14 protein-coding genes are annotated in these 15721 nt (G+C 68.6%); 8 read left to right on the forward strand and 6 right to left on the reverse strand.

Annotation, left to right across the window (positions count from 1 at the left end):
- Positions 1–385 precede the first annotated feature (385 nt).
- Positions 386–592, forward strand: a complete 207-nt coding sequence (locus ABTY98_RS12195; protein WP_352220806.1) for a hypothetical protein — start codon at positions 386–388, stop codon at positions 590–592.
- A gap of 149 nt (positions 593–741) precedes the next feature.
- Here the strand turns inward: ABTY98_RS12195 and ABTY98_RS12200 are convergent, their stop codons facing one another.
- The 4 genes from ABTY98_RS12200 to ABTY98_RS12215 all read right to left on the reverse strand — a co-directional run bounded on the left by ABTY98_RS12200 (position 742) and on the right by ABTY98_RS12215 (position 2709).
- Positions 742–948, reverse strand: coding sequence for a hypothetical protein (locus tag ABTY98_RS12200; protein ID WP_352220807.1), 207 nt, complete (start codon positions 946–948; stop codon positions 742–744).
- A 41-nt stretch (positions 949–989) separates the two neighbouring features.
- Complete coding sequence (locus tag ABTY98_RS12205) at positions 990–1232, reverse strand: DUF6192 family protein (protein WP_352221045.1); 243 nt, start codon at positions 1230–1232, stop codon at positions 990–992.
- The gene (locus ABTY98_RS12210) at positions 1222–1587 is read right to left on the reverse strand and encodes a hypothetical protein (protein ID WP_109445550.1); all 366 of its coding nucleotides are present in this window, start codon (positions 1585–1587) and stop codon (positions 1222–1224) included. Before ABTY98_RS12210 ends, ABTY98_RS12205 begins: the two co-directional genes overlap by 11 nt.
- Positions 1588–2361: 774 nt before the next feature.
- Positions 2362–2709, reverse strand: coding sequence for a hypothetical protein (locus ABTY98_RS12215; protein ID WP_352220808.1), 348 nt, complete (start codon positions 2707–2709; stop codon positions 2362–2364).
- Positions 2710–2903: 194 nt separating this feature from the next.
- On the opposite strand from ABTY98_RS12215, the gene mtrA reads away from it, so the two are divergent.
- From mtrA to ABTY98_RS12245, 6 genes are all read left to right on the forward strand, one after another.
- Positions 2904–3593, forward strand: a complete 690-nt coding sequence (mtrA, locus tag ABTY98_RS12220) for a two-component system response regulator MtrA (protein WP_015659998.1) — start codon at positions 2904–2906, stop codon at positions 3591–3593.
- Position 3594: 1 nt separating this feature from the next.
- Positions 3595–5655 carry an MtrAB system histidine kinase MtrB gene (gene mtrB / locus ABTY98_RS12225; protein ID WP_352220809.1) on the forward strand — a complete coding sequence of 687 codons (2061 nt, stop codon included), beginning with the start codon at positions 3595–3597 and terminating at the stop codon, positions 5653–5655.
- Complete coding sequence (locus tag ABTY98_RS12230; protein WP_352220810.1) at positions 5645–7483, forward strand: LpqB family beta-propeller domain-containing protein; 1839 nt, start codon at positions 5645–5647, stop codon at positions 7481–7483. The genes mtrB and ABTY98_RS12230 overlap by 11 nt, the downstream gene beginning before the upstream one ends.
- Before the next feature lie 231 nt (positions 7484–7714).
- Positions 7715–8716, forward strand: coding sequence for a ComF family protein (locus ABTY98_RS12235; RefSeq protein ID WP_352220811.1), 1002 nt, complete (start codon positions 7715–7717; stop codon positions 8714–8716).
- A 313-nt stretch (positions 8717–9029) separates the two neighbouring features.
- Positions 9030–9722 carry a ribosome hibernation-promoting factor, HPF/YfiA family gene (gene hpf, locus ABTY98_RS12240; RefSeq protein WP_502994204.1) on the forward strand — a complete coding sequence of 231 codons (693 nt, stop codon included), beginning with the start codon at positions 9030–9032 and terminating at the stop codon, positions 9720–9722.
- Positions 9723–9928: 206 nt separating this feature from the next.
- On the forward strand, positions 9929–10675 hold the full coding sequence (locus ABTY98_RS12245; protein WP_352221046.1) for a response regulator: 747 nt from the start codon (positions 9929–9931) through the stop codon (positions 10673–10675).
- Between the two features lie 15 nt (positions 10676–10690).
- On the opposite strand, the gene ABTY98_RS12250 is transcribed toward ABTY98_RS12245, so the two are convergent.
- On the reverse strand, positions 10691–11881 hold the full coding sequence (locus ABTY98_RS12250) for a winged helix-turn-helix domain-containing protein (RefSeq protein ID WP_352220813.1): 1191 nt from the start codon (positions 11879–11881) through the stop codon (positions 10691–10693).
- Positions 11882–11930: 49 nt separating this feature from the next.
- Positions 11931–12506 carry a GNAT family N-acetyltransferase gene (locus tag ABTY98_RS12255; RefSeq protein WP_352220814.1) on the reverse strand — a complete coding sequence of 192 codons (576 nt, stop codon included), beginning with the start codon at positions 12504–12506 and terminating at the stop codon, positions 11931–11933.
- 358 nt (positions 12507–12864) lie between these two features.
- Here ABTY98_RS12255 and secA point away from each other — a divergent pair, with 358 nt between their 5' ends.
- The gene (gene secA, locus ABTY98_RS12260) at positions 12865–15708 is read left to right on the forward strand and encodes a preprotein translocase subunit SecA (RefSeq protein ID WP_352220815.1); all 2844 of its coding nucleotides are present in this window, start codon (positions 12865–12867) and stop codon (positions 15706–15708) included.
- Positions 15709–15721: the final 13 nt, after the last annotated feature.

The raw sequence follows: 15721 nt of genomic DNA on the forward strand, positions 1-15721 counted from the left end.
GCCCACATGTGGATAGGGCCGGTAGCCATGAGTCGATCACCGCATAGAGCGGCCCACGGTCAAGACGATGCCTCCGGCGGGGGATCGGCCGGCACCGGGATGGAGGGGGCGCCGTTCCCGACTGCGAGTCCGCAGTGGCGTGCGCGGGGAGCTCCCATCCCGCCCGCCATCGACCCAGGCAGAGCCGAGCAGACGCGGCCCACGGCGTCCAGGTCGTTCGTACAGTGGCGCGCTCCACCTGGACGCCATGAACCACGCCCGCTCCACGGTGTGTGGGTCGACGGCGGACGGGATGGGAGCTGGGGTGAGTGGTGGGTTGAGGTGAGGGGCAGGCGCCGTGCGATCGCTGGGTAGCTGGCGCTAGGGTGCCGCTTGAGGAGGCGAGATGGCAGACAAGAACAATCGGTGGAATCACCCGCACTGGCACCTGGTGTTCGTGATGCCGCTTCTCGTCTTCCTAATCACCGAAGACGACGTGATCACACGATGCTTCCTGGCCTCGGGGCTCGCACTCGCCGCTGCCCGTTACGGGCATGAGTTGGCAACGTGGACCCGTGCCAAGGATGCCTCCGCTCCTGACACCAGCAGCTGACACCAACAGCCGCGAACGACAGCGCTCGAGGCCGAACCGCAGCGACCGACCAGCCGAGGCCCAGCACACGTTGACCGACGCCGACAGCTCCCCATGATCGACCTGATAAGGATGAGGACCGAGGGCAAAGCATCTGTGCGCAGCCTGGATCAGTCTTCGGCGTCGTAGTAATAGACCGTAAGGCTCGGCCGATCCTCGTCCGCAGTGATCTCCGTATGCATGACAAGATCCTGAACCTTAACCGGGCCGAGGTTCTCGATGGTGTCTGCGACTCTGCGGAGCAGTGCGGGCACGTCAGCCTGCCCGGTTCCCTCGGGGTTGGCCTGGCAGAAATGTTTGATCGTCCACGATTCCATGTGCTGATGATCGCGCAAGCGCCGTCCGTCGGCTGTCTTGTTCAGACGGACCGCCCAGGGGTTCGGTACAGCAGCTTCTGAAGCTGCTCGTCCAGGTCGACCTCGCCGCGGGTGACGGCGTTCTCGATCCAGTCGGCCGCCGCGCGCACCCGGGCCAGGCCGCGTCCGATGGTGTCGCTTTCGGCGACGTCGTAGTGCTCGCCGCGCAGGTTCGGCACGATCCTGCCGGCCGTCGCGACGAACTTCGTACGGAGAGTGGCCTCGCCATCCTGGTCAGGCGAGATCTGTCAGGTCCTCCGCGAACACCTGCGACAGAGGCTGCGGTCCCACATACTGCTGGCAGTTGCACTGACCAGCCTCGTAACGCAGCGGCTTCTTGTTCTCATCCCAGGCCACTGGCACCTCGACGCGCTCATGGCACTGGCCCTGCTTGTCGTGTTTGGCGAGATGATGCGTGCATCCGCACACTGGCTCCGGAGACTTGTTCGCTGCTTCGACGGCCAAACGTTCCTGCCTCGCCGCCTCCAGCAACTGCAACTTGCGCTCATGCCGATTACGCAGTGCGGTGCGGACGTTGTCAGCTGCCCACGCGAAGCCACCCGTCCAAAAGACGATGAGAACCCACCAGAACCAGTCCATCCGCTATCCCTTCCCCCTGTGATGCTGCGGACCAGCATAGATGGCTCATCGGAAGGGCGTTCGTATTGTCATGCAGGTCTCAGACACAGCCTCTAAGGAAAGCTCTGGCGTCGGGGTGCTCCGTCCGTCATCGTGTTGAGCACCCGCCGGGCCGTCCCTGGGCCGTCCGAGGGTGCTCAACGACGACCAACGCTGACAACCGTCGACGGCTAAGCCGCAGGTCACAGCGTTGATCGATTGCAGGGGTGCAGGTCGGAGACCCGGCCCCGCACTTCTTCGGCTACTGGGTCCGAGGTCCGCCCATAGACTGCTCGGCCGGCGCCCCTGACCGTCGCAGTACAGCAGCGAAATACAGCAACCCGACGGACCGGCGCCGACCGTCTTCGCCCGAAGTTAGGTACGCCACCAGCCCAAGAGACCTCAGCGACTGCCGTGCCCGTAGTTCGCATCGAGAGGGCCAGGGCGGAGCGGGCCAGCACCGTTCACACTCATGAGGCCCGGTTGAGGGCATACCTGACTCGGGAGTGCGCATGGCCCCGCGCCTTAAGAGACTTGGCAACGGCCTGATGACATGTATCGCCGTGGTTTGGTTTGGCTACCAGGCCCTCTACGGCACGGGGATGTTGTGGGTCGTGTCCATCCTCTTCTTGATCATTGGCGTGGTGACGGCTGCGGGCGCGGTCCTCGATTACGTCCGCCCTCGTCCGAAGCGGCGCCGAGCAGGCGAGCGGCATGCCGGTGATTGAACAGTGCGTGCCGCTGTAGCCGGACCATCTAGATCCAAATCGACCAGGCGCCTGCCACTGTCGCGACTACGACACCCGCGCCGGCGAGCCAGGCCGGACCACGGAGATCTTCCATCGCCTGTTCCCAGACGAGACGCTGCGCCCATTCGTAGCTGTACGCCAGGCGACCCATGTTGAAGGCAGGCTGGCGGACGCCGCTCATAGCCGCCGAAGGATCTGGGTAGGTCCCCTCGGGTGCCTGGATGATCTGGTCGATGGCTGTGAGGTCGGCTACGAGGCGTCGGTAGTCTCGCCGCAGAGATACACCGCCCCAGATGACGGCCGCCAGTGGCAGAAGACCGCCACAGATGGTCATCAGGGTCAAGGTCAGTTTCATGGCCAGGACCGGCTCCTCCGCTTGATGACGTGGCTGGCAAGGACGGCACTGCACGCTCACCCCGTGAAGATGCTGACATCCGTCACTGACATCAACGTCGGCGGACGGGGGCAGACAGTGACCGCCCAGTACGACTAAGGTCACTGGCCGGTGACCCTGGTCACCTGCGGAACCTTCACTGTTATGAGAATGGGATGATGTCGTTTATGAAGGGACGAGTCCTTGTCGTCGACGACGACACCGCACTGGCCGAGATGCTCGGCATTGTGCTGCGTGGTGAAGGTTTTGAGCCGTCTTTCGTAGCCGACGGCGACAAGGCGCTGGCCGCTTTCCGTGAGACCAAGCCCGATCTGGTGCTGCTGGACCTGATGCTGCCCGGTCGGGACGGTATCGAGGTGTGCCGTCTGATCAGGGCGGAGTCCGGGGTGCCGATCGTGATGCTCACGGCGAAGAGCGACACCGTCGACGTGGTCGTGGGCCTGGAGTCGGGCGCGGACGACTACATCGTGAAGCCGTTCAAGCCGAAGGAGCTGGTCGCCCGGATCCGGGCCCGGCTGCGGAGGTCGGAGGAGCCGGCGCCGGAGCAGCTCGCCATAGGTGACCTGGTCATCGACGTGGCGGGGCACTCGGTGAAGCGGGACGGGCAGTCGATCGCGCTGACCCCGCTGGAGTTCGACCTGCTGGTCGCGCTTGCCCGCAAGCCGTGGCAGGTGTTCACGCGTGAGGTTCTCCTGGAGCAGGTCTGGGGCTACCGGCACGCGGCGGACACCCGTCTCGTCAACGTTCACGTCCAGCGGCTGCGCTCCAAGGTCGAGAAGGACCCGGAGCGGCCGGAGATCGTGGTGACCGTCCGTGGTGTCGGATACAAGGCCGGGCCGAGCTGACATGTCCGGTGACAGCGCCGCTTCGGCCCCCGGCCGGTCCGGGGACCGCCCGGGGCGGCCTGTCGGCGGAAAGCGGCCCGGTTCGCGCTGGCGGCTGCTCTTCGAGGGCGGACTGCTCCAAGGCGGGGTTCAGGGCAGCCCGGTCCTGCGGCTGTTCATGCGCTGGGTGCGGCGACCGCTGCTGCCGGTCATGCGGCTGTGGCGGCGCAACATCCAGCTCAAGGTCGTCGTCACGACCCTGCTGATGTCGCTGGGCGTCGTTCTGCTGCTCGGATTCGTCGTCATCGGGCAGGTGCGCAACGGCCTGCTGGACGCCAAGGTGAAGGCCTCGCAGAGCCAGGCCACCGGCGGTTTCGCGGTGGCCAAGCAGAAGGCCGACGAGGCCGCGACCGGCACCGGTGACACCTCCGCGTCCGCGGACGGACGGCAGGCGCAGAACGTCATCCAGTGGATGAGCGACCTCGTGGAGTCTCTCTCCAGCGGCGGTCAGGGTGCCTTCGACGTGGTGACGCTGCCCGCTGGCGACAACAGCGGTGGCGGGCGTGGACCGCGCGCCTCCGGTCAGGTCGATCCGACGTCCAGCGTGCCGGACGACCTGCGCACGCGGATCAACGGCGGTACGACGGCCGCGCAGACCTACACGCGCATCGTCTACAAGGACAGCGACAAGGAGTCGCAGCCCGCGCTGGTCATCGGCAAGCAGGTCAACGACCCGAACGGCGATCCGTACGAGCTGTACTACCTCTTCCCGCTCACCCAGGAGGAGAAGTCGCTCAGCCTGGTCAAGGGCACGCTCGCGACCGCCGGTCTCTTCGTCGTCGTACTGCTCGGGGCCATCGCCTGGCTGGTGGTGCGGCAGGTCGTCACGCCCGTGCGGATGGCGGCCGGAATCGCCGAGCGGCTGTCCGCCGGGCGGCTCCAGGAGCGGATGAAGGTCACCGGCGAGGACGACATCGCGCGGCTCGGCGAGGCCTTCAACAAGATGGCGCAGAACCTCCAGTTGAAGATCCAGCAGCTGGAGGACCTGTCGCGGATGCAGCGCCGGTTCGTGTCGGACGTCTCGCACGAGTTGCGTACGCCGTTGACGACCGTGCGGATGGCGGCCGACGTCATCCATGAGGCGCGTGAGGACTTCGACCCGGTGACCTCGCGGTCCGCGGAACTCCTCGCCGACCAGCTGGACCGGTTCGAGTCACTGCTCGCCGATCTGCTGGAGATCAGCCGCTTCGACGCGGGCGCGGCGGCGCTGGAGGCCGAGCCGATAGACCTCAGGGAGGTCGTACGGCGGGTGGTCAGCGGCGCCGCGCCGCTCGCGGAGCGCAAGGGCACGCACATACGCGTGCTCGGCGACCTGCAGCCCGTGGTGGCCGAGGCGGACGCCCGGCGCGTGGAGCGGGTGCTGCGCAACCTGGTCGTCAACGCCGTGGAGCACGGCGAGGGCAAGGATGTCGTCGTCAAGCTGGCTTCGGCCGGCGGGGCGGTCGCGATCGCGGTGCGCGACTACGGCGTCGGGCTCAAGCCCGGCGAGGCGACCCGGGTCTTCAGCCGCTTCTGGCGGGCGGACCCGGCACGCGCACGTACCACCGGCGGTACGGGCCTGGGGCTGTCGATCGCCCTGGAGGACGCGCGGCTGCACGGCGGCTGGCTGCAGGCGTGGGGGGAGCCGGGCGGCGGTTCGCAGTTCCGGCTTACGCTGCCGAGGACCGCGGACGAGCCGCTGCGGGGGTCGCCGATACCTCTGGAACCCAAGGACTCCCGGCGCAACCGGGGGCTCAGTGACGCCGGTCTGCCGGGCGGCAGCGAGGACAAGCGGGCCACCGTGCCGGTGCAGTCCGGCGGTGGGCAGACGTCGCAGCTCGCTCCCATGGCACAGCGGATGGCCACTGTGGCCCCCACCGCCGACCCGACCGCGCTGCCCGGCAACGGCGCGCGCGTGGTGCCCAGGCCCAGTGGCGGCGCTCGGCGCCAGGAGGGCATGCCCGGGACCGGCCCGGCTGACAACGGGAGCGTCGGCGGCCCGGACGAGTCGAACAAGCCAGGGGAGGCATTTCGTGGTCGCTGACCGCGAGGGGGGCGTCCGGCCCAGACCGGTGCGCGCGGTGGCGTACGCCGCCTGTGGGGCCGTACTGCTGGCTGGCTGTGCTTCCATGCCGGACAGCGGCGACCTGCGGAATGTCGAGTCCACGCCACGGCAGGACACGCAGGTGCGGGTGTTCGCCATGCCGCCGCAGCAGGACGCCTCCTCCACCGAGATCGTCCAGGGCTTCCTGGAGGCTCTGACCAGCGACGATCCGCGCTATGACACGGCGCGCAGGTATCTGTCCACGGCCGCCGCGAAGACCTGGCAGCCAGAGTCGCAGGCGACGGTGCTGGCGAACGGGCCGAGTGTCCAGACCGACCCGCGCCCGATCGGCCGGGAGGACACGAACAGCATCACCTACTCGCTCCAGGGCAGCCGGGTGGCCACCGTCGACGCGCAGCAGGCGTACACGCCCGCCGACGGGACGTACCGCAGGACGGTGCATCTGACGAAGGACACCAAGAGCGGGCAGTGGCGGATCGACTCGCTGCCGCAGGGTGTCGTGATGGGCAGGTCCGACTTCCAACGCAACTACACGTCCGTCAACAAGTACTACTTCGCCTCGGGCACCTCGGCCGGGGAGACCGGGCAGCCGGTGGCGGTCGCCGATCCCGTCTTCGTCCGCAGCCGGGTGGATCCGACGACCCAGCTGGTGCGTTCGCTGCTCAACGGTCCGACCGCCTGGCTCGGCCCGGTGGTCCGGTCGAGTTTCCCGACCGGTACGGCGCTGAAGAAGGGTGTGTCCGGGCTGACACCGGACGACCAGAACCGGCTCACCGTGCCGCTGAACGTCAAGGCGTCCCGGATCGGCCTGTCCAAGTGCACCGAGATGGCGACCCAGTTGCTGTTCACGCTGCGGAACCTGACGCCCACCGTGGACTCGGTCGCGCTGCAGTCCGTCAACGGCGGCCGGATGTGCGACGTCACCGAGGACCAGGCCGAGGCCACCGCCTGGCGTCCTTCCGCGAAGCGGCCCGACTATCTGTACTTCCTCGACAGCAAGCATCGCCTGGTGCGGATGACGACCGGCGGTACCGGCACCAGGGCGGTCGCCGTACCCGGCCCGTTCGGCGCGGGTACCAGGCCGCTGCGGTCGGTGGCGGTCGCCCGTGACGAGCGGACCGCGGCCGGGGTCACCAGCGACGGCAAGACGCTGTACGTCACCTCGCTCTCGTCGGACGGTTCGCTGGGCGACGCGGTGCTGACCAGCCACGGTGCGACCGAGCACGACCGGCTGACGGCACCGAGCTGGGACGCCCGGGGCGACCTGTGGGTGGCCGACCGTGACCCCGGCAAGCCGCAGCTGTACATGCTTGCGCAGGGCGTCGGCCAGCCGCTCGCCGTGCAGATCCCCGAGCTGAACGGCCGTATCGAGGATGTGCGGGTCGCCGCCGACGGGGTGCGGATCGCGCTCGTCGTGGAGAAGGACGGCAAGCAGTCGCTGCTCGTGGGGCGGATCGAGCGCACCAAGTCCGATGACCAGCAGGAGGTTTCGGTACTCGAACTGCGGTCCGCCACCCCCGGCTCCGAGGAGGTCACCGCGATGTCCTGGGCCGGGGACAGCCGGCTCGTGGTGGTCGGGCGCGAGCAGGGCGGAGTGCAGCAGACGCGGTACGTCCAGGTCGACGGCTCCACGCCGGACGGGCCGGCGCCCGCAGCCCTCACGGGTGTCCTGGCGATCGCCGCGTCCGAGGACGACCGGGTACCGCTGGTGGCCCGCTCGCAGGACGACGGGATCGTCCGGCTGCCGTCCGGGGCGCAGTGGCAGAAGGTGGTCAAGGACGGTTCGGCGCCGGTCTATCCGGGCTGAGCGCGGAGCACGGCGTAAGAGCGGCTGTCCCGGCCCGGCGCAGAGCCGGCGGGACGGCCGCTTTGTTGTGCGGGGCAACCGTGGTTTGCGCGTGTCAGGGCGACCGTTCTCGGATGGAACACCGGTCTCCCTACCCAGGTGGGTGACGCGTTGTGCGTGTCCCCTGGAGTTGTCCACAGGCAGTTGTCCACAGGGGTGGCCGGTGCGGCCGGACATTGGCACAGTGGGCACATGCGGGGGTGGTGGCAGGACCTCACCGACCTGGTGCTCCCGGCCGAGTGCGGAGGCTGCGGGAAGCCTCGCACGGTGCTCTGTGGCGAGTGCCGTGCCGCCCTGAGCGGGGACGCACCGGGCCGGGTGCGACCGGTGCCGGAGCCGTCCGGGCTGCCGGCGGTGTACGCGGCGGCGCCTTATGCGGACGAGGTACGGGCGGCTCTCCTCGCCCACAAGGAACGGGGCGCGCTGGCGCTCGCCGGAGCCCTGGGCGGGGCTCTGGCGGGAGCGGTGCGGGCCGGACTCGGGGAGGACCGGACGGCTCGCACGGCGCCCACCGCTCGCACGGCCCGGACCGTCAGGATCGTGGCGTCCTGGTCCGACGACGCGACGGGCGGTGTCGGTGTCGGCGGCGGTGCCCGTGGCGGGACCGGTGACGTGATGGCAGGTGACCGGAGCGGCGGTGCCCGTGCCGGCGGCCCCGTGCTTCTCGTGCCGGTGCCCTCCGCGCCGTGGGCCGTGCGGGCACGGGGACACGATCCGGTGCGGCGGATCGCCCTCGCGGCGGCCACGGAGCTGCGGCGCACCGGGGCCGCGGCCCGGGTGGCCCCGGTGCTGCGGCAGCGGCGGGCCGTGGCCGACCAGTCGGGCCTCAACTCCCGACAGCGGTTGGCGAATATCGACGGCGCGCTGGAGGTGTCGACGGGCGGCGCCCGGCTGCTCGCGGGCGGCCGCGTCGTCCTCGTCGACGACCTCGTCACGACCGGCGCCACCCTTGCGGAGGCGGCGCGTGCGGTACGGGAGGCGACGGGATCCGGAGGGGCAGGAGAGGAGACAACGGCTGTGTATCGGCGCGCGGCTTGGGAAGGAAGTGAGGAACGGACGGCCGGACCGAGGGAAGAACGAGCGAAGTGGACACGGGACGCACCGGGAATGGCCGAGGGGAACGCCCTCGCGTGGCCGATCCGTGCGGCTGTGGTCGCGGCCGCACCGGATTCTTTCGAAATGAACCGGAACTGACTGCCAACGTGCGTCGTTGCAGGTAGTGACTGGGTCAATTCACTTGAATGGAGGTACGCATCAGTAGAGGGTGACGACATCCGTCCGGGCGAGATATGTTCGGTTGTGAGGGAGAAAGCCGCAGGCCATCCCTCCCATATCCGAATGCCGTGCCGCGGGTTTTCCGTAATCATCGCGGTGCTGGGGTGCAGATCTTGCCCATGGGGGAGGAGGTGAAGTCGCCGAGTCCGAGGCTCCGGGGTTCACCGGAGTCGGGTGCAAAAAGGGAGATGCTCCGCCAGTGGAGCGGAGCGCTCCGGGAACGGAGTTCTGCGTGGACATCGTCGTCAAGGGCCGCAAGACCGAGGTGCCCGAGCGGTTCCGCAAGCACGTGGCCGAGAAGCTGAAGCTGGAGAAGATCCAGAAGCTCGACGGCAAGGTGATCAGCCTCGACGTCGAGGTGTCCAAGGAGCCCAACCCCCGACAGGCCGACCGTTGCGACCGAGTGGAGATCACGCTCCGCTCCCGCGGTCCGGTGATCCGGGCGGAGGCAGCGGCCAGTGACCCGTACGCGGCACTCGACCTGGCGGCGGAGAAGCTGGACGCGCGGCTGCGCAAGCAGCACGACAAGCGGTTCTCGCGCCGCGGCGCACAGCGGATCTCGGCCGCCGAGGTTCCCGACCACGTCCCGGGCGCGGCGACGCTCAACGGGGACGGCAGCCCCGTCCACGAGGAAGAGCCCGACGGCGTGCCCACAAAGAAGATGGGTTCCCTGGAGGTGAAGGGCGAAGGCCCACTCGTCGTCCGTGAGAAGACCCACGTCGCCTCCCCGATGAGCCTCAACCAGGCCCTCTACGAGATGGAACTGGTCGGACACGACTTCTACCTGTTCGTCGACTCCGAAACCAAGGAGCCGAGCGTCGTCTACCGGCGGCACGCGTACGACTACGGTGTCATCCACCTCAGCACGGACCCGATGGTCACCCAGGCGCAACCCCCGGCGGCGGGAGGCACACTGGGCGGCTGACCCGCCCGCCCGGCAGCTGGGCCTGTGCCCCTGGAAGCGTGTGTGCGCCCCCGGGGGCACCGGTGTGCGACCACTTCGCGCCCCGCTCTGTCACCGCGTTGTCGCCCGGGCATGGAATCATGGCCGCGACGGCCCAACCGATGGGTCGCTGCCTTGGGTTGGCGATGGCACAGCACCACAGGCCACAGCCTTCAGGGGGAGGAACGATGGCGGACAGCTTCGGACCGCTGCAGGACGATGCCGACGGCGGCGTCGTCGGCCTGGGCCCGGACGCGGAAGGCACTTCGCGCAAGGAACCGATCAGGGTCCTTGTCGTGGACGACCACGCCCTCTTCCGCCGTGGTCTGGAGATCGTGCTCGCCGCCGAGGAGGACATCCAGGTCGTCGGGGAGGCGGGCGACGGCGCCGAGGCTGTCGACAAGGCCGCCGACCTGTTGCCGGACATCGTGCTGATGGATGTCCGAATGCCCAAACGCGGCGGTATCGAGGCCTGCACCTCCATCAAGGAGGTCGCGCCCAGCGCGAAGATCATCATGCTGACGATCAGCGACGAAGAGGCCGATCTCTACGACGCGATCAAGGCGGGCGCCACCGGATATCTCCTGAAGGAGATCTCGACCGACGAGGTGGCCACCGCCATTCGCGCGGTGGCCGACGGGCAGTCGCAGATCAGCCCGTCCATGGCGTCGAAACTGCTCACCGAGTTCAAATCGATGATCCAGCGCACTGACGAGCGCCGGCTGGTGCCGGCGCCACGGCTTACCGACCGTGAACTCGAAGTGCTCAAACTCGTCGCCACGGGCATGAACAACCGCGATATCGCGAAGGAGTTGTTCATCTCCGAGAACACCGTGAAGAACCATGTGCGCAACATCCTGGAGAAGCTGCAGCTGCACTCCAGGATGGAGGCGGTCGTCTACGCGATGCGGGAGAAGATCCTGGAGATCCGCTGAGGCCGGCGAAGCCCGTCAGCGCAACGCGGTCATCAGCGCGCGGGTGACTTCCCGGACGAGCGGGTCGCGCAGTTCCGGGGCGTCCACCCGCTCCACCCGTACCGTCGTGCAGTTCACCCAGCTCGCCGCCTCGACGAGTGCTTCCGCCACCGCCGGAACCGCCTTCGGGCCGTCCAGCGTGACCTGGCGGGCCACCAGCACACCGCTCCCCTCACGCGCCGGATCCACCCGGCCCACCAGGCGGCCGCCGGCCAGTACCGGCATCGCGTAGTAACCGTGCACCCGCTTCGGCTTCGGGACGTACGCCTCCAGGCGGTGGGTGAAGCCGAAGATCCGATCGGTGCGCGCCCGGTCCCAGATCAGGGAGTCGAAGGGGGAGAGCAGGGTCGTACGGTGCCGGCCGCGGGGAGGCGCGGCCAGGGCCGCCGGGTCCGCCCAGGCGGGCTTGGACCAGCCCTCCACCTCCACCGGGACCAGACCCGAGTCGGCGATCACGGCGTCGACCTGCTCGCCCTTGAGGCGGTGGTAGTCGGCGATGTCCGCGCGCGTGCCGACGCCCAGGGACTGCCCGGCCAGCCGGACCAGGCGGCGCAGGCACTCGGTGTCGTCCAGTTCGTCGTGCAGCAGCGCGGCCGGGACCGCGCGCTCGGCGAGGTCGTAAACCCGTTTCCAGCCGCGCCGCTGGACGCACACCACCTCGCCGTACATCAGCGCGCGCTCCACGGCGACCTTGGTGCCGGACCAGTCCCACCACTCGCTGGTCTTCTTCGCGCCGCCCAACTCCGTGGCGGTCAGCGGGCCTTCGGCGCGCAGCTGCTTGATGACCTGGTCGTAGGCGCCGTCGGGGAGTTCATGGCTCCAGTGCGGGCGGCCGCGGTAGGCGCGGCGGCGGAAGGCGAAGTGCGGCCACTCCTCGATGGGGAGGATGCAGGCCGCGTGCGACCAGTACTCGAACGCGTGCGTGTCCGTCCAGTAGGCGGCCTCGACCGTCTTGCGGCCGACAGCGCCGAGGCGGGCGTACGGGATGAGCTCGTGGGAGCGGGCGAGGACCGAGATGGTGTCGAGCTGGACCGCGCCGAGGTGGCGGAGCACGCCCCGGACGCCCGAACGGCGGTCGGGGGCGCCGAGGAAGCCCTGTGCCCTCAGGGCGATACGGCGGGCTTCGTCCGCCGAGAGGGCGGCGGTGGGGCGCGGGAGGGTCGTCATGCCTCGGACGATAGAGGGTGGTACTGACAGTCCCGTCCGACCTGGGGCTTCATCCCTGAGAAGGGGTCGGCAGATAGGGCGCGGCCGAGGGCAGGCCCAGGTCCGACGGAAGCAGGGAGCCCACCCAGCAGTCGCGTCGTACGCCCTTGTTGTTGAGGGCGGAGCGCAGGGTGCCCTCGATGATGAAACCGGCGCGTTCCGCGACCGCGCGGGAGGCCTGGTTGCCGACCTCGGCACGCCACTCGACCCGGTCGATCGCCAGTCGCGTGAAACCCCAGCGGGCGGCCGTGAGGGTGGCCTCGGTGGTGTAGCCGCGGCCGCGGTGCTCCTTGGCGGTCCAGAAACCCACCTCGGCCGCCCCCAGGGAGCGCATGGTCAGGGCGACCATCCCGGCCAGCTCGCCCGTCGGCAGAAAGACGCCGAAGGTGAACATCGAACCCTCGGACCAGCCGTCGGGGACCATCTGCTCCGTGAAGCTCTGGGCGTGTTCCGGGAGGTAGGGCGAGGGAATCGTGGTCCAGCGCTGGATGTCGGGGTCCTGGACGGCCGTGTACACCGCTTCGGTGTCCTGCGGGCCGACGGCGCGCAGCAGCAGCCGGGAGGTGGAGAGCGTGACGGGTCTCATCGGCCGATTCTGCTCGTCCCGGCGCCCGGCGCGCCATACATTTCGCGGCCCGTGACCATGCGATCACATTTCGTGCAATTCCTCGTCTGCGTGCGGCACTATCCGCATGCCCCGGCCGTTGTCCCCTATGAAGCGGCAATGAAGCGGCAGACAACCTGGCGACACCCCCAGTACAACCGAATGCCCACCCGGAAGAGTCACACGAAGGGGGCTTACAGAGCCCTCGGGAAAGCGGCGGACGGTCGTCGGGCCGCCAGGCCTCCCGGCGCGGCCGGGTCCTCGCATACGATGGCCGTTGCTCAGTACGTCCAATGGAAACCGACCGTCCCAGGCCCGACCGGCAAGGAGACAAACCCCCGTGTCCGTCCTCTCGAAGATCATGCGTGCAGGCGAAGGCAAGATCCTGCGCAAGCTGCACCGCATCGCGGACCAGGTCAACTCCATCGAAGAGGACTTCGTCGACCTCTCCGACGCCGAGCTGCGGGCCCTCACCGATGAGTACAAGCAGCGCTACGCCGACGGAGAGAGCCTCGACGACCTGCTCCCCGAGGCGTTCGCCACTGTCCGCGAGGCCGCCAAGCGCGTCCTCGGCCAGCGCCACTACGACGTGCAGATCATGGGTGGCGCGGCCCTCCACCTCGGCTACGTGGCCGAGATGAAGACCGGTGAGGGCAAGACCCTCGTCGGCACCCTGCCCGCGTACCTCAACGCGCTGGCGGACAAGGGCGTCCACCTCATCACGGTGAACGACTACCTGGCCGACCGCGACTCCGAGATGATGGGCCGCGTCCACAAGTTCCTGGGCCTGAACGTCGGCTGCATCCTCTCCAACATGTCGCCGGCGCAGCGCCGCGAGCAGTACGCGGCGGACATCACGTACGGCACGAACAACGAGTTCGGCTTCGACTACCTGCGCGACAACATGGCGTGGTCCCAGGACGAGCTCGTCCAGCGCGGCCACAACTACGCCATCGTCGACGAGGTGGACTCCATCCTGGTCGACGAGGCCCGTACGCCGCTGATCATCTCCGGTCCGGCCGACCAGGCCACCAAGTGGTACGGCGACTTCGCCAAGCTGGTCCTGCGCCTGAAGAAGGGCGAGGCCGGCAACCCGCTCAAGGGTATCGAGGAGACCGGCGACTACGAGGTCGACGAGAAGAAGCGCACGGTCGCCATCCACGAGTCCGGCGTCGCCAAGGTCGAGGACTGGCTGGGCATCGACAACCTCTACGAGTCGGTGAACACGCCTCTGGTGGGCTACCTGAACAACGCCATCAAGGCGAAGGAGCTCTTCAAGAAGGACAAGGACTACGTCGTCCTCGACGGCGAGGTCATGATCGTCGACGAGCACACCGGCCGTATCCTCGCCGGCCGCCGCTACAACGAGGGCATGCACCAGGCGATCGAGGCGAAGGAAGGAGTGGACATCAAGGACGAGAACCAGACCCTCGCCACGATCACCCTCCAGAACTTCTTCCGCCTCTACAAGCGCCACGACCACAACGGCAAGGAACTGCCCGGCCTGTCCGGCATGACCGGTACGGCCATGACCGAGGCCGCCGAGTTCCACCAGATCTACAAGCTCGGCGTGGTCCCGATCCCGACGAACAGGCCGATGGTCCGCAAGGACCAGTCGGACCTGATCTACCGCACCGAGGTCGCCAAGTTCGAGGCGGTCGTCGACGACATCGCGGAGAAGCACGAGAAGGGCCAGCCGATCCTCGTCGGCACGACCTCCGTCGAGAAGTCGGAGTACCTCTCGCAGCAGCTCTCCAAGCGCGGCATCCAGCACGAGGTGCTCAACGCCAAGCACCATGAGCGCGAGGCGTCGATCGTCGCGCAGGCCGGCCGCAAGGGCGCCGTGACGGTGGCCACCAACATGGCCGGCCGTGGTACCGACATCAAGCTCGGCGGCAACCCGGACGACCTCGCCGAGGCGGAGCTGCGCCAGCGCGGCCTCGACCCCGAGGAGCACATCGAGGAGTGGGCGCAGGCCCTGCCCGCCGCCCTGGAGAAGGCCGAGCGCGCCGTGAAGGCCGAGTTCGAAGAGGTCAAGGAGCTCGGCGGCCTCTACGTCCTCGGTACCGAGCGGCACGAGTCGCGCCGGATCGACAACCAGCTGCGCGGTCGTTCCGGGCGTCAGGGCGACCCCGGTGAGTCCCGCTTCTACCTCTCCCTCGGCGATGACCTGATGCGCCTGTTCAAGGCCCAGATGGTCGAGCGCGTGATGTCGATGGCCAACGTGCCGGACGACGTGCCGATCGAGAACAAGATGGTCACCCGCGCGATCGCGTCCGCGCAGTCGCAGGTCGAGCAGCAGAACTTCGAAACGCGTAAGAACGTTCTGAAGTACGACGAGGTGCTCAACCGCCAGCGCGAAGTCATCTACGGCGAGCGTCGCCGCGTCCTGGAGGGCGAGGACCTGCAGGAGCAGATCCAGCACTTCATGGACGACACCATCGACGCGTACGTCGGCGCGGAGACCGCCGAGGGCTTCCCGGAGGACTGGGACCTCGACCGCCTGTGGGGCGCGTTCAAGCAGCTCTACCCGGTCAAGGTGACCGTCGAGGAGCTGGAGGAGGCCGCCGGCGACCGGGCCGGTCTGACCGCCGAGTACATCTCCGAGTCCATCAAGGACGACATCCACGAGCAGTACGCGTCGCGCGAGACGCAGCTCGGCTCCGAGATCATGCGTGAGCTGGAGCGCCGGGTCGTGCTGTCGGTCCTCGACCGCAAGTGGCGCGAGCACCTCTACGAGATGGACTACCTCCAGGAGGGCATCGGCCTGCGCGCGATGGCCCAGAAGGACCCGCTGGTCGAGTACCAGCGCGAGGGCTTCGACATGTTCACCGCCATGATGGACGGCATCAAGGAGGAGTCCGTCGGCTACCTGTTCAACCTGGAGGTCCAGGTCGAGCAGCAGGTCGAGGAGGTTCCGGTCGAGGACGCCGCCCCGGCAGAGGGCGTCCAGGACGCGGTGCCGGCGCAGGCGGGCTCCCGCCCGGAGATCCGCGCCAAGGGTCTGGAGGCGCCGCAGCGGCGGGGCATGCACTTCTCCGCGGCCACCGTGGACGGCGAGGGTGGCATCGTCGAGGGCGAATTCGACTACGACGACGAGGAGCCGGCCCGCTCCGAGGCGGACGGCCTCACCCGCGCCGAGCGCCGCAAGCAGGCGAAGGGCAGCCGCCGCCGCAGGAAGTGACGGCACCGACAGC

The organism is Streptomyces sp. NPDC096040, assembly GCF_040303265.1.
Taxonomy (GTDB): domain Bacteria; phylum Actinomycetota; class Actinomycetes; order Streptomycetales; family Streptomycetaceae; genus Streptomyces.